This is a genomic window from Streptomyces sp. 63XJN7_1_ISO-PGPR-S23-121 (assembly GCF_056173025.1).
Map to the genome: position 1 here is coordinate 7,366,950 of NZ_CM149653.1, position 20,773 is coordinate 7,387,722.

The 20,773-nt window shown below is 69.5% G+C and carries 25 protein-coding genes and 3 pseudogenes; 14 read left to right on the top strand and 14 right to left on the bottom strand.

Annotated features, from left to right (window positions below; translation table 11 throughout):
• Nucleotides 1-65: 65 nt before the first annotated feature.
• Together AC0VYN_RS32890 and AC0VYN_RS32895 are read left to right on the top strand one after the other, a co-directional pair.
• Nucleotides 66-1,574 (top strand): AAA family ATPase, encoded by a 1,509-nt coding sequence (locus AC0VYN_RS32890; RefSeq protein WP_475533906.1) that lies wholly within the window; start codon nt 66-68, stop codon nt 1,572-1,574.
• A 92-nt stretch (nt 1,575-1,666) separates the two neighbouring features.
• Nucleotides 1,667-2,422 (top strand): HNH endonuclease, encoded by a 756-nt coding sequence (locus AC0VYN_RS32895; protein WP_158688658.1) that lies wholly within the window; start codon nt 1,667-1,669, stop codon nt 2,420-2,422.
• A gap of 522 nt (nt 2,423-2,944) precedes the next feature.
• On the opposite strand, the gene AC0VYN_RS32900 is transcribed toward AC0VYN_RS32895, so the two are convergent.
• Both AC0VYN_RS32900 and AC0VYN_RS32905 read right to left on the bottom strand, forming a co-directional pair.
• Nucleotides 2,945-3,268 carry a helix-turn-helix domain-containing protein gene (locus tag AC0VYN_RS32900; RefSeq protein WP_469240403.1) on the bottom strand — a complete coding sequence of 108 codons (324 nt, stop codon included), beginning with the start codon at nt 3,266-3,268 and terminating at the stop codon, nt 2,945-2,947.
• Between the two features lie 72 nt (nt 3,269-3,340).
• Nucleotides 3,341-3,751, bottom strand: a pseudogene (locus tag AC0VYN_RS32905) (CbrC family protein); the annotation flags it as partial.
• Nucleotides 3,752-3,869: 118 nt separating this feature from the next.
• Here AC0VYN_RS32905 and AC0VYN_RS32910 point away from each other — a divergent pair.
• From AC0VYN_RS32910 to AC0VYN_RS32935, 6 genes and pseudogenes are all read left to right on the top strand, one after another.
• Nucleotides 3,870-4,126, top strand: a pseudogene (locus tag AC0VYN_RS32910) (hypothetical protein); the annotation flags it as partial.
• A pseudogene (locus AC0VYN_RS32915) lies at nt 4,123-4,346 on the top strand (GNAT family N-acetyltransferase); the annotation flags it as partial. The pseudogenes AC0VYN_RS32910 and AC0VYN_RS32915, both read left to right, overlap by 4 nt.
• Before the next feature lie 64 nt (nt 4,347-4,410).
• The gene (locus tag AC0VYN_RS32920) at nt 4,411-4,977 is read left to right on the top strand and encodes a Uma2 family endonuclease (RefSeq protein ID WP_475533907.1); all 567 of its coding nucleotides are present in this window, start codon (nt 4,411-4,413) and stop codon (nt 4,975-4,977) included.
• Nucleotides 4,978-5,115: 138 nt separating this feature from the next.
• Complete coding sequence (locus AC0VYN_RS32925; protein ID WP_475533908.1) at nt 5,116-5,412, top strand: hypothetical protein; 297 nt, start codon at nt 5,116-5,118, stop codon at nt 5,410-5,412.
• Nucleotides 5,413-5,750: 338 nt separating this feature from the next.
• On the top strand, nt 5,751-6,185 hold the full coding sequence (locus AC0VYN_RS32930) for a DUF5959 family protein (RefSeq protein WP_475533909.1): 435 nt from the start codon (nt 5,751-5,753) through the stop codon (nt 6,183-6,185).
• A gap of 208 nt (nt 6,186-6,393) precedes the next feature.
• A complete protein-coding gene (locus AC0VYN_RS32935; protein ID WP_475533910.1) occupies nt 6,394-7,719 on the top strand; it encodes a hypothetical protein in 1,326 nt (441 codons plus the stop codon).
• 76 nt (nt 7,720-7,795) lie between these two features.
• Here AC0VYN_RS32935 and AC0VYN_RS32940 read toward each other — a convergent pair whose 3' ends face one another.
• On the bottom strand, nt 7,796-7,927 hold the full coding sequence (locus AC0VYN_RS32940) for a hypothetical protein (RefSeq protein ID WP_475533911.1): 132 nt from the start codon (nt 7,925-7,927) through the stop codon (nt 7,796-7,798).
• Between the two features lie 22 nt (nt 7,928-7,949).
• Between AC0VYN_RS32940 and AC0VYN_RS32945 the strand changes: the two genes are divergently transcribed.
• Nucleotides 7,950-8,288 (top strand): S26 family signal peptidase, encoded by a 339-nt coding sequence (locus AC0VYN_RS32945; protein ID WP_475533912.1) that lies wholly within the window; start codon nt 7,950-7,952, stop codon nt 8,286-8,288.
• Between the two features lie 61 nt (nt 8,289-8,349).
• Here AC0VYN_RS32945 and AC0VYN_RS32950 read toward each other — a convergent pair whose 3' ends face one another.
• The 3 genes from AC0VYN_RS32950 to AC0VYN_RS32960 all read right to left on the bottom strand — a co-directional run bounded on the left by AC0VYN_RS32950 (nt 8,350) and on the right by AC0VYN_RS32960 (nt 10,403).
• On the bottom strand, nt 8,350-8,706 hold the full coding sequence (locus tag AC0VYN_RS32950) for an STAS domain-containing protein (RefSeq protein ID WP_475533913.1): 357 nt from the start codon (nt 8,704-8,706) through the stop codon (nt 8,350-8,352).
• Nucleotides 8,703-9,962, bottom strand: coding sequence for a PP2C family protein-serine/threonine phosphatase (locus AC0VYN_RS32955; RefSeq protein ID WP_475537033.1), 1,260 nt, complete (start codon nt 9,960-9,962; stop codon nt 8,703-8,705). The genes AC0VYN_RS32950 and AC0VYN_RS32955 overlap by 4 nt, the downstream gene beginning before the upstream one ends.
• Before the next feature lie 270 nt (nt 9,963-10,232).
• Nucleotides 10,233-10,403 carry a hydrophobic protein gene (locus AC0VYN_RS32960; protein WP_475537034.1) on the bottom strand — a complete coding sequence of 57 codons (171 nt, stop codon included), beginning with the start codon at nt 10,401-10,403 and terminating at the stop codon, nt 10,233-10,235.
• Between the two features lie 139 nt (nt 10,404-10,542).
• Here AC0VYN_RS32960 and AC0VYN_RS32965 point away from each other — a divergent pair, with 139 nt between their 5' ends.
• A complete protein-coding gene (locus AC0VYN_RS32965; protein ID WP_386921730.1) occupies nt 10,543-10,716 on the top strand; it encodes a CsbD family protein in 174 nt (57 codons plus the stop codon).
• 180 nt (nt 10,717-10,896) lie between these two features.
• Here AC0VYN_RS32965 and AC0VYN_RS32970 read toward each other — a convergent pair whose 3' ends face one another.
• From AC0VYN_RS32970 to AC0VYN_RS32985, 4 genes are all read right to left on the bottom strand, one after another.
• The gene (locus tag AC0VYN_RS32970; protein WP_475533914.1) at nt 10,897-11,715 is read right to left on the bottom strand and encodes an ABC transporter permease; all 819 of its coding nucleotides are present in this window, start codon (nt 11,713-11,715) and stop codon (nt 10,897-10,899) included.
• Nucleotides 11,712-12,698: an ATP-binding cassette domain-containing protein gene (locus AC0VYN_RS32975; protein WP_475533915.1), complete on the bottom strand. Its 987-nt coding sequence runs from the start codon at nt 12,696-12,698 to the stop codon at nt 11,712-11,714. Before AC0VYN_RS32975 ends, AC0VYN_RS32970 begins: the two co-directional genes overlap by 4 nt.
• Before the next feature lie 90 nt (nt 12,699-12,788).
• Complete coding sequence (locus tag AC0VYN_RS32980; RefSeq protein WP_475533916.1) at nt 12,789-13,631, bottom strand: DUF4097 family beta strand repeat-containing protein; 843 nt, start codon at nt 13,629-13,631, stop codon at nt 12,789-12,791.
• A gap of 123 nt (nt 13,632-13,754) precedes the next feature.
• The gene (locus tag AC0VYN_RS32985; RefSeq protein ID WP_475533917.1) at nt 13,755-14,273 is read right to left on the bottom strand and encodes a hypothetical protein; all 519 of its coding nucleotides are present in this window, start codon (nt 14,271-14,273) and stop codon (nt 13,755-13,757) included.
• 318 nt (nt 14,274-14,591) lie between these two features.
• On the opposite strand from AC0VYN_RS32985, the gene AC0VYN_RS32990 reads away from it, so the two are divergent.
• On the top strand, nt 14,592-14,987 hold the full coding sequence (locus AC0VYN_RS32990) for a hypothetical protein (RefSeq protein ID WP_475533918.1): 396 nt from the start codon (nt 14,592-14,594) through the stop codon (nt 14,985-14,987).
• 68 nt (nt 14,988-15,055) lie between these two features.
• Here the strand turns inward: AC0VYN_RS32990 and AC0VYN_RS32995 are convergent, their stop codons facing one another.
• On the bottom strand, nt 15,056-15,994 hold the full coding sequence (locus tag AC0VYN_RS32995; RefSeq protein WP_475533919.1) for an alpha/beta hydrolase family protein: 939 nt from the start codon (nt 15,992-15,994) through the stop codon (nt 15,056-15,058).
• A gap of 200 nt (nt 15,995-16,194) precedes the next feature.
• Between AC0VYN_RS32995 and AC0VYN_RS33000 the strand changes: the two genes are divergently transcribed.
• The 3 genes from AC0VYN_RS33000 to AC0VYN_RS33010 all read left to right on the top strand — a co-directional run bounded on the left by AC0VYN_RS33000 (nt 16,195) and on the right by AC0VYN_RS33010 (nt 18,278).
• Nucleotides 16,195-16,785: a TetR/AcrR family transcriptional regulator gene (locus AC0VYN_RS33000; protein ID WP_451627585.1), complete on the top strand. Its 591-nt coding sequence runs from the start codon at nt 16,195-16,197 to the stop codon at nt 16,783-16,785.
• 43 nt (nt 16,786-16,828) lie between these two features.
• A complete protein-coding gene (locus tag AC0VYN_RS33005; RefSeq protein ID WP_475533920.1) occupies nt 16,829-17,344 on the top strand; it encodes a glutathione peroxidase in 516 nt (171 codons plus the stop codon).
• A gap of 73 nt (nt 17,345-17,417) precedes the next feature.
• Nucleotides 17,418-18,278 carry a MerR family transcriptional regulator gene (locus AC0VYN_RS33010; protein ID WP_475533921.1) on the top strand — a complete coding sequence of 287 codons (861 nt, stop codon included), beginning with the start codon at nt 17,418-17,420 and terminating at the stop codon, nt 18,276-18,278.
• Nucleotides 18,279-18,383: 105 nt separating this feature from the next.
• Here the strand turns inward: AC0VYN_RS33010 and AC0VYN_RS33015 are convergent, their stop codons facing one another.
• The 3 genes from AC0VYN_RS33015 to AC0VYN_RS33025 all read right to left on the bottom strand — a co-directional run bounded on the left by AC0VYN_RS33015 (nt 18,384) and on the right by AC0VYN_RS33025 (nt 20,686).
• Complete coding sequence (locus tag AC0VYN_RS33015) at nt 18,384-18,575, bottom strand: DUF397 domain-containing protein (protein WP_385465395.1); 192 nt, start codon at nt 18,573-18,575, stop codon at nt 18,384-18,386.
• Between the two features lie 171 nt (nt 18,576-18,746).
• Nucleotides 18,747-19,604 carry a helix-turn-helix domain-containing protein gene (locus AC0VYN_RS33020; RefSeq protein WP_451686385.1) on the bottom strand — a complete coding sequence of 286 codons (858 nt, stop codon included), beginning with the start codon at nt 19,602-19,604 and terminating at the stop codon, nt 18,747-18,749.
• Nucleotides 19,605-19,927: 323 nt separating this feature from the next.
• Nucleotides 19,928-20,686, bottom strand: coding sequence for a GOLPH3/VPS74 family protein (locus AC0VYN_RS33025; protein ID WP_189233184.1), 759 nt, complete (start codon nt 20,684-20,686; stop codon nt 19,928-19,930).
• Nucleotides 20,687-20,773: the final 87 nt, after the last annotated feature.

Here is a 20,773-nt window from a genome sequence, read left to right on the forward strand (position 1 = left end):
CAGAAACATACGACTGGAATACGCTGATGCATTTTCTTGTAGTGCCTCGCAGCGAGGGCTTCACCGTGCCGTCCAACCTTCCGGCACTCGTTCTTCGGCGCGAGCTCTGGGATGACTTTGGATTCGAAACTATGTTCGATGCATATCTCTACCCCTCTCAGACGGAAGCATCCATCGACCTGGGATCCGTCAAGATCATCAAGAGAGGGCAACGCGGCGGCGCCACGGAGATGCCCGGCAGTTTCGCCCAGCTCGATGAAAATTACTGCTCACTCGGGCAGGCATTTTCCTACTACGAAACACTGCACGGACTTCCCGGTGAATTGCGCGACAGTATCCTGTTCGGGCTCCGCGACATCGCCATCGACCCCTCACTCAGGGAATCGTTCGCCAACGAGCCGGCGATGGCCGCCTCACTCCTGCGCTACGGGAACGCCGAACTCGCACTGAGAGACGCCACAGCCCTGCTTGGAGGCGCAACAGCCCCGCGAGACAGCGCGCTCGCGTTCACGTTCAGAACGAGTGTCGGAGGGGAAGCCTTCTCCATTCACTTTGGTTTCGCGGACCGCCACCCCCTGCCCGGCCGCATCAACGTCGTCGTGGGTTATAACGGATGCGGAAAAACGCAGCTCCTCGCCAACCTAGCCAACACTGCGCATGCAGACCTCACCGACCGAGCCGACGAGAGCTTCGTTCGGCGGTATGGGGAATTCCCCGAAGGGGCCGATGCGCCGCGATTCTCCTCGGTCATAGCCATCTCTTACAGCGCTTTCGACACGTTCGACCTGCCGGGGAAGAACCGACAGGAAGAGGACCGGCTGGAAGCCAGCGGCGAGGTTTCCGGATACACTTACTGCGGCCTTCGGAGATACGATCGCAGTGGCGGTTCGGACGTGCGCCGAACCGGATCACTCAAGGGCGCCGAGGAGATCCAGGGTGACATCATGTCTGCCCTCGCCAGGGCCAGTACCCCCGAGCGTAAACAGAGACTCGTGGCCGCCCTCTCTCCACTGAGCCGAGAGCCCTCGTTCAAACGGGTCGAGCTCTCCGACACCTTCGCTCTCGACAGCGATTCGTGGCAGGGTTCCTTTTCGGGCCTCAGCACCGGGCACAAACTCGTACTCAACATTGTCGTGCAGCTTGCGGCCCACCTGGAGCCCGGATCACTGGTTCTCATCGACGAGCCCGAATCCCACCTGCACCCCCCGCTCTTGGCCGCCCTAATCAAGAGCATCAACATATCTTTGGAACAGTTCGACTCCTACGCCGTGATGGCGACGCACTCCCCGGTCCTTCTCCAGGAAGTCCCCAGACGTTACGTCAGAGTTCTGCAGCGATTCGGAGATCTCACACTCGTTGCCACCCCGGAGATCGAAACCTTCGCTGAAAATGTAGGACTGCTCACACGCCACGTATTCAACTTGGACAGCAGCGCGACCGACTATCACTCAACTCTCCGGTCCATGCAGGAGATTTTCCCCCTGGATGAGATCATGGAACTGTTCGATGGCGAGATGAGTGCGCAGTCCATTTCTTACCTGACGAGCATCCGTCGCGATCGGCCTGGGAGATGATTCGACTTCCCCGCCCGGACAGGGACCACCTGGCCGATCTTGACCTCGCTGTGAGTCGGAGGCGTCCGTCCTCTCGAAGGGTCCTCATGGGCGTGCGCACGGGAATCATCGACGCTTACGGCGACTACGAGGACGTGCTGCGGGATATTCGCCGATTCACGTCGCTTGCCAACGGTTCCGATGCACTCACCAAGGTGCTTCTGGGAAATTACGCGCTTCTGGACAGGGGTCGCCCCCTAGAGGAACTCAGGAACTCAATCTTCCGGACAGCACTGTCCCACAACTATCGGTGCCCGCTGTGCGAAAGAGCCCAGGTCTGTGCCCTCGATCACTTCCTTCCAAAAAAACACTTCCCAGAATATTCAATCCTAGCCAACAACCTTATCCCCGTTTGCGAAAGATGCAATCGTCTAAAGGGTGATGAGTGCGACAGGTCAGACGGCCTGCTCATGTTTCACGCGTACTTCGACGAATTCCCGAACAAAGAAATAGTAGTCGCGGAAATAAGCGTCGATAGCACCGTCTCGATCAGGTACTCCTTGCGTCGCTCCGATGAAATTGACGATTTCACCTTTCAGAGAGTCGAGAAGCAATTCGAGACGCTTGGCCTTTTCGATTTCTACCAGATGGAGGCCGTGGCCGAGCTAACGGATCAGGTTGATCTATACGATGAAACATACGATTCTTTTGGTGATTCGGGGTTGCGATCGACTCTTGACGCTTTGACTCGAGGAGCCGAGAGGAAGGGCATAAACCACTGGAAGGCGGCACTTTATCGTGCCCTATCCAGAAATGCAGAATTCTGCAGTGGTGGCTATCGAAAGCTGCTCCCGACACCGATGGGCTGACGACATTATTGGACAGCCAGCCGCATCGCAGAACGAGGCCCCCAGATTCCTACCTACACGCTTCGCGGCCCCGACCGGGATCCGGTGCCCATTCGGCCAGGTCGGCATCTGCTCACGTGCGTGAGCGCTGCGTGAGCGGACGGCGCAAGACGAGTCGCCACAGGGTGGACCTCTACTCGTCCTGCAAGACGCTGATCAGGCAGAACGGCACCGCGCGGCACGGTCTGGAACCGTCCGGCACGGATTCGATCCCACTCCTAAAGCGGGTGTCGCAGGTTCGAATCCTGCCGGGGGCACAGAGAAACACCTGGTCAGAGGCCCTTCCGACGGACGGGAGGGCCTTCGTACGCGCGGCACAGCGCCAGGGCGGACCAGACCCACGCCTGGCTACCTTTCCGGCGCGTTCTCGGCCGAGCCGCCGGCGTGCGGCAGGCTCGCCCGATTCGTCTCATCCTCAAGGCATCCGCGACGCGCACCGACTCAGGTCGGCGACATCCTCGACGGACCGAGCGCGGCTCGGTTTCAGGCGGCGTGTGGGGTGAAGGTGACGTGGGAGTCACCCTCGTCGATGGCCACGTTCAGGGTGCCGTCGAGGGCCTTGGCCAGGCGTCGCAGCAGCGGGAGAGTGGGCACAGTGTCGCCGCCCTCCATACGGGACACCTGAGGCTGCGTCATCCCGGCCCGCTCGGCCAGTTCGGCCTGGGACAGGCCGAGCTCGATCCGACGGTCGTAGACCGCCTGCCCGAGATCGCCAGCCAGCCGCGCGTCGACGTACTCCTGGTCGTACTCCACCGTCTCACCCGCAAGCTGCCGGGCCCGGCGCGTCTTCCACGTGCTGTGATTCATCAACTCTCCTTGCGCCCCCTCGCCGAGGTGGGTCAAGAGGCGCTCGAGCCGGCTTTCGTCGTGGTGGCCATCGAGGCGCATGTCGGCCCGCAACTGGTCGAGGGCTTCGGGGTGCTCCGCCAACTCGGTGTACCCGACTTCGCCAACGAAGGCACCCGCGCCGTGGCAGTGGACGAGCCAGTGCGGATCCTGCCAAGCGTGGAAGCCGGGTGTGCGGCGGGTGACCTCGTGCAGCACCTCGTCGCTCACGCCGTCGAGCCCGTAGGAGTCGGTGAATTCACCTGCGAAGCGATCAGCCGCGCTCCCGTCTGCGATGCACCAGGGGCAGAAGCGTCCGCTGACCTCTTGCGCGGAGTAGAAGGTTGCCGTGTAGATCCAGCCCGTGCTGCGGCCGCAGCAGGCGCACGACTCGGCGGACGCGCGGATGGACCCGCTTGCCAGGGGGTCCGGGTGATATCGGAAGAAGGGCAGGTCGCCACTCACCGCAGCTTTTTGCTCTGCTCGGCGGTGGCCATGCCCACTGATCCCATGGGGGCAGTCCGTCCACGAGGAACGGTGGGATCAAGTGGCGTCATGGAACTGCTGCCGGTCCTGCCCGCCCTCCGCCCTCCGACCCCACGTGATCCGCTCCCGCGCCGTCACCACCGCCCGGCCCGCACACGCTCAGCTCGCCCAGGGCGCCCCCGACGCCGCCACGGCCACCGCCATGAAGGTCTCCGCCGAAGCCGCCACCCAGCACGCCCGGGTCACGCGCATGCTGCAGGGGTTCGGGGCCGCATCGCGCGCCACCGCGCCCGGCAGCTCCACCGTGCACACACCTGGACCGAGCACACCGCCACCCGGAGGATGGCCGCATGACCACGGCGCCCGCCGTCGAACTGCGCACCTGCACCACCCTCGACACCGCCCGCGGCGACCTCCTCGACGTGTACGCCGACGTACGCGCCCCACTCCTCCACCTGCCGAACTACGCCGTCACCGCGTTCGGCGAGCGCCTGGACCGGCACGGGAGCGAGGCTTCACGGCCGTCCTCGCGTACGCAGCAGGACATCCAGTCGGCTACGCCTACGGCAACACCAGCGTGCCGGACGGATGGCAGACAGTACGCTGAGTCCAGTGGCACAACGTCCGGGAGGTGCTTCATGACGGCCGAGATGGTGGCCCCGGCATGGATGCATGAGCAGATCGCGGCGGAGGACTACGACTCCTGGTCCGAGGAGCAGTGCGCCGGCATCGAGATCGTCGACGGGATGGTCGTCGTGAGCCCGAGTGCGTCCAAGCGGCACAACCGGCTCGCCCGGATTCTGGCCAACGCCCTGGACACCGCCGCGGGCCCGGACTGGAACGCCGACACTGCCTTCGACGTCCGGCTTCAGGACGTCCCGCTCACCAATCGCCGCCCGGACGTCGTCGTGTACCGCGCAGACACGATCGACATCACCCCCACCCGCCCTGAGCACGTGCTGCTGGTCGCGGAGGTGGTGTCGCCGGGCTCGGAGACCACCGACCGGATCGTGAAGGTCGACCAGTACGCCAAGGCAGGCATCGGCTTCTACTGGCGGATCGAGCAGGCCGCGACAGGCGTTCCTCTCGTGTACACCTACGTTCTCGACCCCGCGACGAAGACCTACCGGGACGGAGACCTGTTCACCGGCGTCCTCAAGGTAGCGGCCCCCTTCCCGGTGGAGATCGACCTCGTCCAGGTCTGACCACGCGCTGCTCAGCAGCCTGCAGCGCGTAGAAGAGCACGGTGCCGTGACGGACGACGAGCAGCAAGCAGCATTGGACCGTATCGCCGCGATTGACGGCTGGCACGACGAGCAGCACTCACATTCGGACGAGGCCGCGTGAGCCGCACCGTCCGAGCGAAACTGCACCGGCCGCGACAGCGCGTTTTCGTGTTCGACTCCGAGGCCCTCTCCAAGGCGGTTCACGGCGATCGGGAGATGGCCGCGCTGATCAAGACGGCTCCGCGGCTCGACATCCCGATCGTCACGTCGGCGCTCGCGGGGGACAGGAGGGCACCGGCCCGGAACCAGCCGTCACCGGCCTCGTCGAGGACAGTGGGCGGTCGGTCGCACCGTCATCACCCAGCAGGCGACTGCGCGTTGTTGACGGAGATGATCAGATACGGATCGATCTGACGCAGAAGGTGCCACCGTCCCGTTGGACCGCTCCGTCGAATCCCCTCGCAGCAGTAGGACGCGTCCACGATCATCTGACATGGACGAGGCGGCGCCTTGCCGGCAGGGCGACACACACGCCCGGCCGAGGGCTTGCGCCGACAAAGTGCCTGCTCGGGAGGGGGGCCCCTCATGAGCTGGTCCTTCGCCGTTTCGGGTGCCGTACCACACGCCTGCCATCACGTCCGCCTCCCCGCCCCAGGCGTCACCCATCGAGACGGTGCGCGCAGCGGGCGGCGTCAGTGGGGCCGCCTAGAGTGCGCGGCGTCAGCGCTGGATCGAACACCCAGGGGTGGGACATGACGGAGCCCGAGCGGTTCGCACTGCTGCGGATCACCGGTCAGTACGGCGGCAGCGTCGTGGTCGAACTGGACGAGTCCTACGCCCCGGGGATCCCGGACGTGAAGGCGCAACTCCTGGTCAACAACGATTTCGTGGCCGGCGTCCTCGACACCTACGTGGATCCGAGAGACCTGGCCGGCTGGGCGCACGTACTGGACGAGGTCGCCGCGGGGCGCGACGCCGTCTGGCGCGAGGCCGCGCGGGTCGCCGAGATCGGCATCCGTCTGGATTGGCGGGAGGAGGACCAGGACGGGATCACGGTCACCATCGCGGACCAGCAGACCACCAGGCTGGCCCTCTCCCTCACCGTGGCCCCCGGCTGGATCGACGAGCAGCGTGCCCTCCTCGAGAGGCTCGGCGCCGTCTGGGCGCACCTGATGCCGGCGGACTGAGAAGCTTCGTCAACGGAGTATTCGTGAGGTCGAGTTGCCACCGGACGTCCGTGTGGTCGGGCGAGCGTCTGCGCCCGAGGCCGACAGCAGCCGGGGGCCCGTGAGGCGGCCGGCCTCCGATGGCGAAAACTAAGCCGTCAGCCGCGGTATCCACAACAGATGCGGGGGGGGGATCACGCCGCGGTTTCCGACATGCTCTGGGGGATCCATGTTCAGAAGACGGGCGGCCTGGGCTGCCATTGGCACCGTTGCACTGCTCCTCGCCGGCACCCCGGCGGCGAGCGCCGTGGAGGGACAGGCCCCTGACGTCCGATGGGCGAACAGCGTCTCGGACGACCTCGGAACCCTGGCCGTCAGCATCAGCTCCGACAGCGCCGTCACGGAGATCAGGGCCCACATCGTCTCCGAGGCCACGGACCAGGAGGTGGCCGTCGTGGAGAACGACGCGTTCGCCCTCGCCTCCGGCTCACCCGAAGACGGCGTGTGGCACACGAAGCGGCCGCTGGACCTTGCCGACCTGGGTACCTACACCGTCCGCATCGAGGCCACGGACAGTGACGGCGACCGCACCACCGACGACTCCGCGGGCCGTCTCGTCTACTACATCACGCCGGTATTCGAGGACATGCGCACCGACCGCACGGAAGTCGACATCGACCACCGTCAGGTCCGTGTCGACGGCGTTCTGAAGGGACGCTGGCCGGGGACCCGCGAGTTGAAGCCCCTGGCGGACCACAAGGTGGACCTCGATGTGGACTACTGGCCGGAGGCCACCGTCCGCACTGACGCAGAGGGACGCTTCTCCGGCGTGGTCACCGTGAACGGCGCGGTGCCTGTCCAGGCCATCTACCGGCACGACAAACCCTACGTCCTGTACGGCGAGGCCCCGTCGATTCAGATCGGCGTCCGGCAGGTGGCCACGCGCTGGACGGTTCAGGCCCCGGCGGAGGCGCGGACGATCGATCTCGGGAAGGAAGTCACCTTCACCGCGACGTTGGAGCGCGAAACCCCGCAGGGCTGGGCACCCTTCGGGGACCAGGGCGGTGGGGTCATCTTCGAGCCCTCCTCCGTCGGCCAGCAGTTCGAGACCGTCGGTCAGTTCACGACGGGTGCGGACGGCAAGGTCACCTTCACCCACGCCCCATGGCAGACCGGCAGCTTCCACGTGGCATCGCACAGTGATGACCCGTTCATCGCCTCCGCCTCCACGAACAGTGCCCGGATCACCGTTCTGCGTGCCTCGGTCTTCACCTCGTTCTCAGCCACCCGTCAGCAGGACCGCAGCGTGCACGTCGAGGGTGCGATGGACTTCCCCGACGGCTGGACGCCCGGCACCATCCCGGTGCACATTCAGTACTCACGCAACGGCAAGCAGTGGTCGGACCTGCTCACGACGGAAGCCATCTGGTCCGGTAACGGCCACGCCTTCTCGGCCGACGTCCCCCATACGAGGAACGGCTATTTCCGCGCGCACTTCGAGGCGACCGAGTCGTTCCGTGCGGCGACGTCGGAGACCGTAAAGGTGAGCCACTGACATCGACAACGTCGGGCGGAGGCAGCTCTGTCCGAGGAGCCCCCGGCCGGAAGGCCGGGGGCCGTGGGTGGTGGGGTCAGGGGGTGATCGCCAGGTTGGCCCAGCGGGTCCTGGTGTCGCGGACGCCGAGGTGCGGGTAGAGGCCGGTCCGGTACGTGGAGTCCGTGACGGTGAGCGCGTTCGGCGCCGCGATGTTCGTGCGGGTCACGGTGTAGGGAAATCGGGTTTCCGTGAACGGAAAGCCGCTCGACGAGCCGTACGTGACGGATTCCTACGACGACCCGGCGGTCGAGCCGTACGACGTGACGGTCCCGGAAGGGCGGTTGTTCCTGCTCGGCGATCACCGGGCCAATTCCAACGACTCGCATTACCACCTGGACGAGCAGTCGGGCAGCTTCGCGGCGTCCGGGGTGCGGGGGCGGGTGAGCGGGAAATCCGCCGCGCTGACGGTGCCTTCGATCGTCGGAGGCCTCGGAATCGCCGCGACTGTGCTCGGTGTCGGCGGGTTCGTCGCCGGACGGCGCGCCCGGAGGCCACTGGTGGCCGCCGCCCCGTGGCCGGCGGCCTGAGCTCCGCCCCGGCGCGAAGGCGGTCCGACCCGCCGTGGCCGTCACAGGCCGGTACGCACCGTCAGTCCGTCGGGCGGCTCCAGGCCGCTTCGGCTGCCTCGGCGGTGCGGTGGGCCGGGAGGACGGCGTCCAGGCCGGCGATGCTCAGGATTCTGCTGGTCATGGCGGGGACGGCGGCCAGGACGATGGTGCCGCCCGAGGCGAGGGCGTGGTTGCGGGCGGCGAGCAGGACGGTGATGCCGCTGGAGTCGCAGAAGGTGAGACCGCCGAGGTCGACGACGAGTTGCCGGCCCCGGCCGATGACCAGCCCGGGCAGCAGGCGGCGGACCTCGGGCGCGCTGTAGTGGTCGAGGTCTCCGGTCACCTCGATGACGGGGCCGGAGGGGGTGCTCCGCGTGCGGGTGATCGTCTGGCTCACGGTTGCTCTTCACGGTCGGTGCGGGGCACGTGGACGGCCATGACGGCGGTGTCGTCGTCCACCCCGCTGCCGAGGGCGGCGAGGAGGTCGCGGAGGGCGGCGATGCCGTCCTGGGCCGTGGTGGGGGCCAGGGCGCGGCCGAAGTCGAGGAGTGCTTCGTCGCCGTAGCGGTGGCCGTGGACGGTGGTGTGGGCCTCGGTGAGGCCGTCGGTGTACAGGAGGAGCGTGTCGCCGGGTTCGAGGCGCAACGTGGTGGTGGCGATGTGGGCCCCGGGCAGGACACCGATGAGCTGACCGCCCGGGGTCGGCAGGTAGTCGGCGGTGCCGTCCGCGCGAAGCAGCATGGCCGGGGGGTGGCCGCCGCTGGCCAGGGTGATGCGGAAGCCTTTCTGGTCGTCGTCGGGGGTGAGCAGACCGAAGATGACGGTGCAGAACCGGGGGTCGGTGCCGTTGTACTCGTGGTTGAGCACGGTGTTGAGGTTGCCGAGGACCACGGCCGGGTCGCGGTCGTAGACGGCGGCGGCGCGCAGGGTGTAGCGGGCCAGGGAGGTGACGGCCGCCGCCTCGACGCCCTTGCCGCACACGTCCCCGAGGAAGAGTCCCCAGGTCCCGGCTCCGAGGGGGAACAGGTCGTAGAAGTCGCCGCCGACCTCGTCGACGGAGGCGACGTGGTAGTACGCCGCCACGTCCAGACCGGGCACGTTCTCCAGTGCCGGTGGCAGCAGCGTTCTCTGCAGGGTGGTGGCGAGCTGCTGGAGGCGTTCGTGTTCGCGCTCGGCCGCCCGGCGGGTGCGCAGCAGCTCGTGCTCGTAGGCGCGGCGGTCGCTGGCCTCGAAGAGAGTGGTGCGGATCAACGGCGGCTGTCCGCCGGTGCCGGCCTTGACGGTGGAGGCCACCAGGACCGGCAGCCGGCTGCCGTCGGCCGCTTTCAGCTCCAGCGCTATGCCACTGATCGCGCCCTGCATGCGCAGCAGCGGCGCGAAGTGCGTCTCGTGGTACAGCCGCCCGCCGACGGTGAGGAGGTCGGAGAACGTCCTGCGGCCCACCAGTTCCTCGCGCTCGCGGCCCAGCCAGTTCAGCAGGGTGCCGTTGACCTTGACGATCCGCCCGTCCAGCAGGGTGGAGAGGTATCCGCACGGGGCGTTCTCGTACAGGTCCTCGGTGCTGTCCTCCAGCGGGGCGGACCGGGCCCGGTCGTCGTCCGAGGGCTCCTCGGGATCCGGGGCGGAGTCCTGGCCGCCGTCGGTCCGGCACATCATCGCGGTCTCCTTGCGAACACGGCGATCGCCTGCGCGGTCTCCTCGGGGCTGCGATCCGGGGGCGGTGCGGCGGGAGGTCGCGCGGGTTTCCTTCGGGCGCACTCCTCCTGGCCTCGACCGCAGCAACACACGTACCCGTTTTCCCGGTGCGGACGCATTCGAGCGGTCCGAACGGCAGAGGGTGATCGCCTGCGCTTCGGGCGTGCGCAGGGGCCCGGCCGGATGGGCCGGGCCCCTGTGCGCGCGGGGTCGTGCCTGCGGGTCAGGTCACCATCGGTACCAGCGCCCGCGTCCGCCGCCCGCGTTCGTGGAACGCATGAGGAAACCGAGGAGCCACACCACCAGGACGGCGAGGGCGACCCACCAGAGGATCTTGAGGGCGAAGCCGGCACCGAAGAGAATCAGGGCGAGAAGCAGTACAAGAAGCAGGGGAACCATAGTCATCAACCTCCTGACCGCCCTTGTGCCCTGCGTTTCGCCTCTCATACACCGGCCGGTGCCTTGTTTACGCAGGGAAAGGCGGGGCACGAGCGGATTACCGCGACAGCGGGAAAGCAACTACGAGGAGGCGTTTTCCATGACTGCGGGCGAAAAGGCCAAGGCGAAGACCGAGCAGGCTGAGGGCAAGGCCAAGGAGGCCCTCGGAAGCGCCGTCGGGAATGAGCGTATGGCCGCCGAGGGGCAGGCGAAGAAGAGCACCGGCGACGCCCGTGAGGCCAAGGAGAAGACGAAGGACGCGTTCAAGCACTGACGTCGCGTCCTTGACCGTGCCGGAGCGGGGCTCCCCAGTGGGGAGCCCCGCTCCGGCTTGGGGCCGCCTCGGCCGGCCCCGCGTGGTGCCGTGGTGCCGCGGACCGGCCGGAACCGGCGGCGGCGCACGCCGACGGGGTGTCGGAGTGCGCCGCGCACGGGAGGTGCCGTCGGCCCCGGTTCACTTCGGGTCGCGCTGGAAGACCGCCTTCGACCAGACGTAGCCGAGCGCGGTGAGGCCCAGGCACCAGGCGAGTGCGAGCCAGCCGTTGTGGCCGATCCCGGTGCCGAGGAGCAGGCCGCGCAGGGTCTCGATGGCCGGGGTGAACGGCTGGTACTCGGCGACCGGCTGGAACCAGCCCGGCATCGCGTCCACCGGCACGAAGGCGCTGGAGATGAGCGGGAGGAAGATCAGCGGCATCGCGTTGTTGCTGGCCGCCTCGGCGTTCGGGCTGACCAGCCCCATGCCGACCGCGATCCAGGTGAGCGCCAGGGTGAAGAGCACCAGCAGTCCGAACGCCGCCAGCCACTCCAAAGCCGTGGCGTCCGTGGACCGGAAGCCGATGGCCACGCCGACGGCGCCGACGAGGAGCACGCTCACGACCGACTGCACCACGCTGCCGACGACGTGCCCGACGAGGACGGAGCCGCGATGGATGGCCATGGTGCGGAAGCGGGCGATGATGCCCTCGGTCATGTCCATGGATACGGACACCGCGGTGCCGATCGTGGTGCTGCCGATGGTCATCAGCAGCAGGCCCGGCACCAGGTAGGCGATGTACTCGGAGCGGTCGGCTCCGCCGTCCCCGATGCCGGCGCTCATCACGTCGCCGAAGACGTAGACGAAGAGCAGCAGGAGCATGACCGGCGTGAGCAGCAGGTTCAGCGTCAGGGACGGGTAGCGCCGGGCGTGCAGGAGGTTGCGGCGCAGCATCGTGGCGGAGTCGCGCACGGCGAGGGAGAGGCGGGACGGACGGGCGGGCGCCACGGGGGTGCTCATCGGGCGGTCTCCTTGGGCTGGTCGGTGCCGCCGGTCAGGGCGAAGAACACGTCGTCGAGGTCGGGGGTGTGCACGGTCAGCTCGTCCGCCTCGATGCCGGCGGCGTCCAGCCGGTCGAGGACGGAGCGCAGTTCGCGCTGGCTGCCGCCCGAGGGGATCTGCAGCGTGAGCGCCTCGTCGTCCCGGGTGACCTCCCGCAGCGCGGTGGCGGCGGACCGGTGGGCGGCCGGGTCGGAGAAGCGCAGGCGCACGTGTCCGCCGGGGACGAGCCGCTTCAGCTCCTCGGCGCTCCCCTCGGCGACGATCCTCCCGCCGTTCAGCACGGCGATGCGGTCGGCGAGTTCGTCGGCCTCCTCGAGGTACTGGGTGGTGAGGAAGACGGTCACCCCGCCCGTGACGAGTTCGCGGATGATGCCCCACATGGTGTGCCGCGAGCGCGGGTCGAGGCCGGTGGTCGGCTCGTCGAGGAAGATGATCCGCGGGCTGCCCACCAGGGTCATCGCGATGTCCAGGCGGCGCTTCATGCCACCGGAGTAGGCGGAGGCGGGCTTCTTCGCCGCGTCGGCCAGGTCGAAGCGCTCGAGCAGCTCGGCGGTCACCCGCCGCCCCTCGGCACGGGAGAGGTGGTGCAGGTCCGCCATCAGGAGCATGTTCTCCTCGCCGGTGATCAGGCCGTCGACGGCGGAGAACTGCCCGGTGACGCCGATCGCCGCCCGTACGCCGTCCGGTGACGTGGCGATGTCGTGGCCCGCGACCCGGGCCTGCCCGCCGTCGGCGGAGACGAGCGTGGAGAGGATCTTCACGGCGGTGGTCTTGCCGGCGCCGTTGGGACCGAGCAGCGCGAAGACGGACCCGGTGGGGATGTGCAGGTCGATGCCGTCGAGGACCGTCTTGTCGCCGTACGCCTTGCGCAGGCCGGCGGCGGTGACGGCGGTCGGCGCCGGGTCGCCCTGCCTGGGCGTGGGCATGACAGATGAAGGCATGGAGCCCTCCCGTTCGAGGGGTCGGATGACCGGTGTGGGGTGACGGGGTGGAACGTGACGGCGTGGTCGGGCGGTGCCGTCGGGAGGTGCTCAGCCCTTGGCGCGGCGGACGTCGATGTTGCCGTACCGGGTGCGGGCGCGGACCTTGACGGTGTCCTCGGCCTGCCCGGGGGCGTCGGACGCGGTGAGCGTGTTGCGCACCTGCCCGGCGCCGGAGTACGCGTCGAGCCAGGCGGCCGTGCCCTCCCGGATGCCGATCTCGATGGCGCCGTAGGAGGTCTCCAACTGCACCTCGCCGCGGGCCACCTCGTCCACCCGCAGCGTGCCGTGGGCGGTGGTGGCGGTGAGCGAGCCCTCGGCTCGGGTGATGCCGATGTCACCGTTGGCGTGGCTGACCCGCAGGTCGCCGAGCGCGGCGCCGACGGTCGTGGAGCCGTGCGAGTTCTTCAGCACGGCGGAGCCTTCGAGGAGGCCGACGCGCACGCTGCCGGAGCTGGTGGTGATCTCGGCCCCGCCCTCGACCCGGTCCACGGTGACGGAGCCGTGGGAGGCGGTCAGCCGGAGCGGACCGGTCGTGTCCAGGCGGACGTCACCGCCCGAGGTCTTCACCCGGACCTCGCCCAGCCGTCCCTCGCCGAGCACCTGGGTCCAGGAGCCGGTCGTGTCGACGCGCGAGCCCGTGGGCAGCTCCACCGTCACGTCGACGGCGCCGGCCGGCCCGATGAACCGCCGCTCCTTGGTGCTGATCGTCAGGACGCCGCCCGCGAAGGAGACCTCGGTCTGCTCGGCGGCCCGTACGTCCTTGTCGCGCTTCGGGTCGCCGGGCCGGACCTCGACGACGGTGTCGGGGCGGTCGCTCGCGGTGAACCGGACGGATCCGGCGCCCACGTGGGCGGTCACCGTGATCGGTTCGGGAGTGTCGAAAGAAGGCATGGCTGTACCGTCCTCGTGAGTCCTGGGGGTGTCCCCGCTGGTGGGACGTGCTGTGGGTGCTGTGCTTCTTCTTCGGGTGCTGCCGCTTCGGTGCTTCTTGCTCGGGGTCAGGGGCCGGCGCGGCTAGCGCACCCAGCCCGTGAAGCTCTGTCCGGTGCTGCGGGCCCGCTCAGTCGTGCGCGGTGTGCCGCCGCCGTCGACCGCGGCCGACACGGCCCGCACGAGCCACGCGTTGACCGACAGGCCCTCACGGTTCGCGGCCTCCTCGGCGCGCGCCTTCAGATGGGCGGGCAGGCGCAGGTTGACGCGGGCGGTCCCTCCCTCGTCACCGTCGGCCGGGGCCGGGGTGGGGAGCGGCCCGGCGGTCCCGGCCGGCTCGACGGTGGCGGCGCCGTCGGTGGGCGGGGGTGTCACGACGAAGTCGGGGTCCAGCCCGCGCAGCCGCACGTCGACCGAGCCGGGGGCGAGTTCACGGGTGATCTCGTCCATCGCGGCGGAGAGCACGTTGAGCATGGTCAGGCGGGTCGCCGACTCCAGGGGAGCCGTCAGCCGCTCGGCCAGCTCGCGGGCTTCGTCGCCGCCGGCCTCGGCAGCCACCACGAGTTCGCGGCGGATGGTGTCGACATACGGGGTGAGGTCCATGACGCCATCATGGCACCATCATGGCGCCACCCGCAAGCATTGATGGCATCGCGCATGACCCGCGACGGTTCAGCCCAGCTATGACCTGCGGAAACAGTCCGAGAAGTAGTTCTAGCGACCAGGACTCCGTCCGATCGGGGCCCTTCTGGTGGCACCGGATGGCACCAACTGGCGCCATGGGTGGCGTCGAATGAAACCGCCCCCACCCCGGCACCTTCGCCCGAGTCCGGTCCGGTCCGGTCGGCCGAGGGCGTTTTACTCCCCTCGCCTCCTGGAAACCCGTTCAGAGCGAACCCACCACACGACGAGGTGAGAACCATGGTGCTGCTGGGTCTTCTGCTCATGGCGTGCGCCGCCGCCTTCGCGGGGCTGCTGATCGCTTACAACCTGTCCGGCGGCCCGGACTACACGGTGACCCTCCTGGGGAGCCAGCCGTTCACGATCAACACCCTCGGGGCGTTCCTCGGAGGCGTCGCCCTGACGCTGATCTTCGGTCTGGGCATGTGGATGCTGCTGGCCGACACGGTGATGGCGCGCCGGCGCGGCCAGCGGCGCCGCATGGACCGGGCGTCGGCGGCCCGGTCCGCCCCGGAGTACGACGAATCGGCCGACCAGCCGGTCGGGCGGACCGCTCCCGGCGGCGCGGGCGCGACGACGGAAACCCGCCGTCCGGCCGGGCGCCGGCCCCACTGGCTCCGGGGCCACGCCCACTGAACGTCACGCACCGCGGCGCGCGGCGCCCCCGGCCGGGCGGACACCCGTCCGGCCGGGGGGGTCCGCCCCTACTTGCTCTCCACCCCGCCCAGCGGGGCGGTGTCCTCCGCCAGTGCGGCGGTCGCCTCCTTCCAGGCGTTGTCCGCCGGGTCCAGGGCGCTGCGCAGGTAGGCCGTGGTGAGGCGCTGGAGCAGGGCCACCCGGGCCGGGTTCTCGTCCGTGGTCTCGGCGACCTCGTGGCCCGGTATGCCGCCGAGGGAGTGCTCGGCACCGTAGAGGGTGAGCAGGCTCTTGCTGCCGGGGCTGTACGTGTACGGGTCGGTGAACCAGTCCGGTCCGCGGGTGGACAGGGCGGACCGGTCGTGGTCGCCGGCGACGACCAGGGCCGGGGTCGTCATGCGGTCGAAGGACGGCCGCATGAAGGGCAGGTGCTCGGCGGCGAACGGGGTCAGGTCGTCGCCGAGGCCGGGCAGGGCGAGCAGGACGCCCGCCGCGACCCGCGGGTCGGACAGGTCCTCGCCGGGTACCCCGTCGGCGTCGAGGACGCGGGCGCCCAGCAGCGTGCTCGCCGTCTGGGCCCCCCACGAGTGTCCGGCCACGGCGACGCGGTCGCGGTCGGGACGGCCGCCGAGTCCCGGTACGGCGGCCGCGAGGACGTCGAGTCCGTCGAGGACCCGCTTGAGGTCCTCGACGCGGAAGCGCCACATCCGCGGGGTGCGGGGGTCCTCGGCGGGGATGCCGAGCGTCCTGGAGTCCAGGTGGGTCGGCTGCAGGACGACGAAGCCCCGGGCGGCCCAGTGGTCGGCGAGCGGGGCGTAGCCGTCCATGGACGAGCCGAAGCCGTGCGAGAAGACGACGACGGGCAGGCCGTCGCCGGTCGCGGGTGCGGAGACCCGGACCTGGAGGTCCTCGCCGCGGCCGGGGGCGGGCAGGATCACGGGCTTGGCGGAGAGCACGGTGGGCGTGCTCGCGCTCTCGTGTGCGGTCGCGGGGTTCGGTGCGGACATGGCGATGCCTTCCGTACGGTGTGCGCGGGGCGGGACCCGGCGGTGCGCCGGGCCCGGCAGAGGGGGAGATGAGGGGCCACGACAGACGGGTGGCCTGGCCGACGGCTCCGCGGTCTGCCATGATGCAGGAAACGGAACGTCGTTCCGAAAACAATACGGAGCACTGTTCCGTTTCGCAAGGGCAGGAGAGGACGCGTCGCGTGAACGACAGCGGTCAGAGCACGGGAAGCGCCGCCGGACCGAAGCGCAAGGACGCCCGGCGCAATCAGCAGGCGCTGCTGGACGCGGCCGCCGCCGTATTCGTCGCGTCGGGGGTGGAGGCGCCGGTGCGCGACATCGCCGCCGCGGCCGGCGTGGGGACGGGCACCATCTACCGCCACTTCCCGACGCGGGCCGATCTCGTCGTCGCCGTCTACCGGCACCAGGTCGAGGCCCTGGCGGAGGCGGGCCCGGCGCTGCTGGCGAGCGCCACCAGCCCCCACGCCGCCCTGGGACGGTGGATCGACCTCTTCGTGGACTTCCTGGTCACCAAGCACGGGCTGGCCGCCGCGCTGCGGTCCGACGAGGCCGGTTTCGAGACGCTGCACGCCTACTTCCTCGACCGGCTCGTGCCGGTGTGCGCCGAACTCCTCGACGCCGCCGTCGCCTCCGGCGAGGTGCGTCCCGGTCTCGGGGCCCTGGAGCTCATGCGCGGGGTCGGCAACCTGTGCATCGGCGCCGAGAACGACCCGGCCTACGACGCGCGCCGGCTGGTCGCCCTGCTCGTCACGGGGATGCGGCGACAGGGCTGACGCGGGCGGGCGGCGGGAGCGGGGGCGGGGCTAGCATCCGGGCATGACGACCGCAGAGAACAGCAACGACAGCCTTCCCCTCGACGTCGAAATCGGTGCCCTCCAGGGCGGGGCCGCCGGCCTCTCCCAGTACGCCGGCCAGGTGGTGCTGGTGGTCAACGTGGCCTCCAAGTGCGGGCTGACCCCGCAGTACGCCGGTCTGGAGCGGCTGCACGAGCGGTACGCGGAGCGGGGCTTCACCGTGCTCGGCGTGCCGTGCAACCAGTTCATGGGCCAGGAGCCCGGCAACGCCGACGAGATCGCCGAGTTCTGCTCGGCGACGTACGGGGTGACGTTCCCGATGACCGAGAAGGTGGACGTCAACGGGGCGGACCGGCACCCGCTGTACGACCGCCTGACCGGCTTCGCCGACGCCGAGGGGCACAGCGGGGACATCCGCTGGAACTTCGAGAAGTTCCTGATCGGACGGGACGGCAAGGTGGCGGCCCGCTTCTCGCCGCAGACCGAGCCGGAGTCGGCCGAGGTCGTCGCGGCCGTGGAGGAGCGCCTCGCCGGTTGACCTTGCCCCTGGGGCAGGCCCGAGCCTCGTGGCCGCCGGGCGGACAGGCCGCCCGGCGACGGAGGATGACGACGTGGACGATGCGCGCGACGACGAGTTGCTGACCATCGGGGCGTTCGCCGCGCGGGCCCGGCTGTCGCCCAAGGCCCTGCGGTTGTACGACCGCCTGGGCCTGCTGGTGCCGGCCCATGTGGACGAGACCACCGGCTACCGCTACTACCGCACCGGCCAGGTCGAACGCGCCCGGCTCGTGGCCCTGTTGCGCCAGCTCGACATGCCGTTGGCGGGGGTCGCCGAGGTGGTCCGTGCCGACGGGCCCGGTGCGGCCGGTCTGCTCGGCGCGTACTGGGCGGACGTGGAAGCGCGGTTCGCCGGGCAGCGCACGCTCGCCGCGTACCTCCGTGCACGGTTTTCGGGAAGGAGCTCCGAGGTGTACGAGAAGTTCGCGGTCGAGACGGTGGACGTGCCCGGTCAGGTGCTGATCACCGAGACCCGGCACACGCTGGCGCACGAGCTGCCGGCGTGGATCGGTGCCTCGCTGGGTCGGCTGGAGGAGGCGGCCCGCGGCTGCGGGGGTGTGACGGCGGCGCCGTTCGTCGTCTACCACTCCGAGGTGTCGGCGGAGAGCGACGGCCCGGCCGAGTCGTGCGTGCCGGTCGCCGACGAGGCGGCGGCACGGGCGTGGGTGGAGCGGCAGGGGCGTGCGGTTCGGGCGCGGGTTCGGGTGGAGCCGGCCCGGCGGCTGGCCTGCACCCGGATCACCAAGGCCCAGGTGGCCCATCCGCAGATCCTGGCGGCCTTCGAGGCGGTGGAGGCGTGGATCACCGACCGGGGTCTGACCGTGGACGGGCCGTGCCGTGAGGTGTACTTCGCCGACTGGGACGCGGCCGGACCGGAGGACCCGGTGTGCGACGTGGCGTTCCCGGTGAGGTGACCGTGCCGCCGGAGTGAACAGGGCCCTCTCGGCAAGGTCGGCGAACTGGTCGAGAGGGCTCTGCCGGCGGGGCCGCTGGGGCCGGTGGGGTCGTGCGCCGGGTCGTTACCCCTTGACCGAGGCCACGAAGGCGTTCCAGGCATCGGCCGGGAAGGCCAGCACCGGACCCGCGGGAACCTTGGAGTCGCGGACCGCGAGCGCCGCCACGACCGGGGACTTGACCTCGACGCACGCGCCGTTTCCTCCGGAGTAGGAGGACTTGGTCCAAGAATCCGTGGCGCCCTGAAGAATTGCCATGTCTGCTCCGATGGCGAGTGAGGGGGTTTACGCCAATGACACGTGATCTTTGGCGTGATCGACGCTACTCGCTGACCTCGCCGATCGGAGCCGCCGTTCACCCGACCGGATGGCATATTCCAGGTGACTCTTCCTGAACAGCGCGGCGGGGGTGTAGCATCCCCGCCGCCCTCAGCGTGCGTACTCCTTCGCCACGTCCTCGATGAGCTGACGGGACTGCTCCACGTTCAGCGCCTGGGCCCTCAGGTGCTCGTACATCACCGTGTACTTCTGCACGTCCTGCGCCTTCTCCAGGTACAGGTCGCTGGTGACGCCCTCGATGTACACGACGCTGGAGTCGGCCGCGTCGGCGAACTCCAGGATCGAGTACTGCCCGTTGATGCCGGGGTGCGCCCCGACGTCGTACGGCAGCACCTGCACGGTGATGTGTGGCAGGTGCGACATCTCGGCGACGTGCTCGAGCTGTTCGCGCATCACCTGCTTGCCGCCCACCACCCGGCGCAGCGACGCCTCGTCGAGGACCACCCACAGCCGCAGCGGGTTGCCGGCGGCGGAGATGCGCTCCTGACGCCGTATGCGGACCTGGACCCGCTTCTCGATGTCGGCGACCGACGTCTCGGGCAACGCGCCCTGGATGAGCGCCTCGGCGTACTGACGGGTCTGCAACAGGCCGGTGATGATCTGTGGTTCGTACGTGCGCAGCGACTCCGCGTCGGTCTCCAGGCCGATGTAGACGCTGTAGGGGATGTCCCCGAAGGCGTGCCACCAGCCCTGCTGGCGCGAGTCCTTCGCCATCTGCATCAGCGAGTCGACGACCCGCTGGTCCTCGACCTCGTACACCCCGCACAGGTCGCGGACGTCGCGCTGGCTGATGCTGCGCCGGCCGTTCTCCAGGCGGCTGATCTTCGACTGCGAGACCAGCAGCCGCTCCGCCACCTCCTCGGCCGTCATGCCCTTGAGCTCGCGGAGCCGGCGCAGCTCCTGGCCCAGCCGGCGCCGCCTGACGGTGGGATTGACATTGGACGCCACGGGACGTGCACCTCCGGCTGCGTGACTCATGCCTGCCACTTTGCGTATCTGCTGTTGAGCAGACTGCCACCAAGGTGCTTTCCGGCGCTGGCAAACGGCCGACATGCGCTGCCCGTACGCCGGTTCCGGACCGCTTGCGCACACATGGCCGCGCGGGGCGGCGGGTCCGGCCCCGTCCGGGTGTGCCGGACGTACGGTCGGTCCCGCGGCCCCGCGCGGACCTGCGGCTCCCGTTACCGGGTCCAGGGGACTGTCGGTGCGGCGGTGCGTGGTCGTGCGTGGTGCGGTCGTGCGTGGTGCGTCGGTGACGCCCGTGGTGCGGCTCAGTGGACCACGGCACGGGCCATGGATCCGTGGCGCGGTTGCGCCGGAACACCGCGGGCGGGTTCCGGGGCGGGCCTCGCCCCCGGTCCGGCGGCCTGCCGGCCGGCCGGTGCCGGGCTGCGGCGCGGCTGCGCCGCCGCACCGTTCTGGACGTCCATCACCGCGTGCGCCACCAGGCCGCCCATGGGGTCGTGCCGGATGAGGTCACGCAGCCGGGACCGCGACGAGCGTCCTTCGTTGCCCGGGTAGAGGTGCTTGCCGAGTCCGACCGCGTGGGCCAGCGCGGCGAGCGCCGCGGTCCGCGGGTCCGGCGGTACGCCGGTGCGGATCGCCGAGTCCAGCCGGGCCTTGATCTCCCGGCTGATCGCCGTGTCCGTCGCCTGGTAGCGAGTCGTCGGCAGCACCCCGCACATCTGGCCCTCCACGGCATGCACCATGCCGCAGCGCTCCAGATGCGAGAGGTAGGTCTGACGCAGCCCCAGGCGGGGCCCGCCAATCCAGTTGACCGCCCGTACGGGAGCGCCACGCCTTCGCAGCAACTCCAACGCGCAGTCGAGTGTCGGATCTCCAGTCGGCCGTGGGGCCACCACGGCGATACGATCCCCGTCTGGGGCTATCCGTCCGGCCAGCGCCAGCTCCACCAGCTGTGCTCCGGCCAGACCGAGGTCGAGCGACTGCGGCTGTGCGGTGGTACCCGTGGTCGGGTCCAGCGCCAGCAGCAGAAGCTCCTCCGGAAGTGTTCTGCGGCTCCTGCCCATCCATGCCTCCCCGCGTGGATGACAGACAGGGTGACCCCTCTCACATTGGTCTGTCGAGGGTGCGTGACCGCTTCGTAGTGGAACCAG

Coding starts and splice junctions, on each gene's coding strand:
- AC0VYN_RS32930 (WP_475533909.1), top strand. CDS start 5,751: ATGACGGAGCCCGAGCGGTTCGCACTGCTGCGGATCACCGGTCAGTAC.
- AC0VYN_RS33025 (WP_189233184.1), bottom strand. CDS start 20,686: ATGGGCAGGAGCCGCAGAACACTTCCGGAGGAGCTTCTGCTGCTGGCG.
- AC0VYN_RS32975 (WP_475533915.1), bottom strand. CDS start 12,698: ATGCCTTCATCTGTCATGCCCACGCCCAGGCAGGGCGACCCGGCGCCG.
- AC0VYN_RS32990 (WP_475533918.1), top strand. CDS start 14,592: ATGGTGCTGCTGGGTCTTCTGCTCATGGCGTGCGCCGCCGCCTTCGCG.
- AC0VYN_RS32985 (WP_475533917.1), bottom strand. CDS start 14,273: ATGGACCTCACCCCGTATGTCGACACCATCCGCCGCGAACTCGTGGTG.
- AC0VYN_RS32965 (WP_386921730.1), top strand. CDS start 10,543: ATGACTGCGGGCGAAAAGGCCAAGGCGAAGACCGAGCAGGCTGAGGGC.
- AC0VYN_RS32970 (WP_475533914.1), bottom strand. CDS start 11,715: ATGAGCACCCCCGTGGCGCCCGCCCGTCCGTCCCGCCTCTCCCTCGCC.
- AC0VYN_RS32980 (WP_475533916.1), bottom strand. CDS start 13,631: ATGCCTTCTTTCGACACTCCCGAACCGATCACGGTGACCGCCCACGTG.
- AC0VYN_RS32955 (WP_475537033.1), bottom strand. CDS start 9,962: ATGTGCCGGACCGACGGCGGCCAGGACTCCGCCCCGGATCCCGAGGAG.
- AC0VYN_RS33005 (WP_475533920.1), top strand. CDS start 16,829: ATGACGACCGCAGAGAACAGCAACGACAGCCTTCCCCTCGACGTCGAA.
- AC0VYN_RS32900 (WP_469240403.1), bottom strand. CDS start 3,268: ATGAATCACAGCACGTGGAAGACGCGCCGGGCCCGGCAGCTTGCGGGT.
- AC0VYN_RS32995 (WP_475533919.1), bottom strand. CDS start 15,994: ATGTCCGCACCGAACCCCGCGACCGCACACGAGAGCGCGAGCACGCCC.
- AC0VYN_RS32920 (WP_475533907.1), top strand. CDS start 4,411: ATGACGGCCGAGATGGTGGCCCCGGCATGGATGCATGAGCAGATCGCG.
- AC0VYN_RS32960 (WP_475537034.1), bottom strand. CDS start 10,403: ATGGTTCCCCTGCTTCTTGTACTGCTTCTCGCCCTGATTCTCTTCGGT.
- AC0VYN_RS32935 (WP_475533910.1), top strand. CDS start 6,394: ATGTTCAGAAGACGGGCGGCCTGGGCTGCCATTGGCACCGTTGCACTG.
- AC0VYN_RS33015 (WP_385465395.1), bottom strand. CDS start 18,575: ATGGCAATTCTTCAGGGCGCCACGGATTCTTGGACCAAGTCCTCCTAC.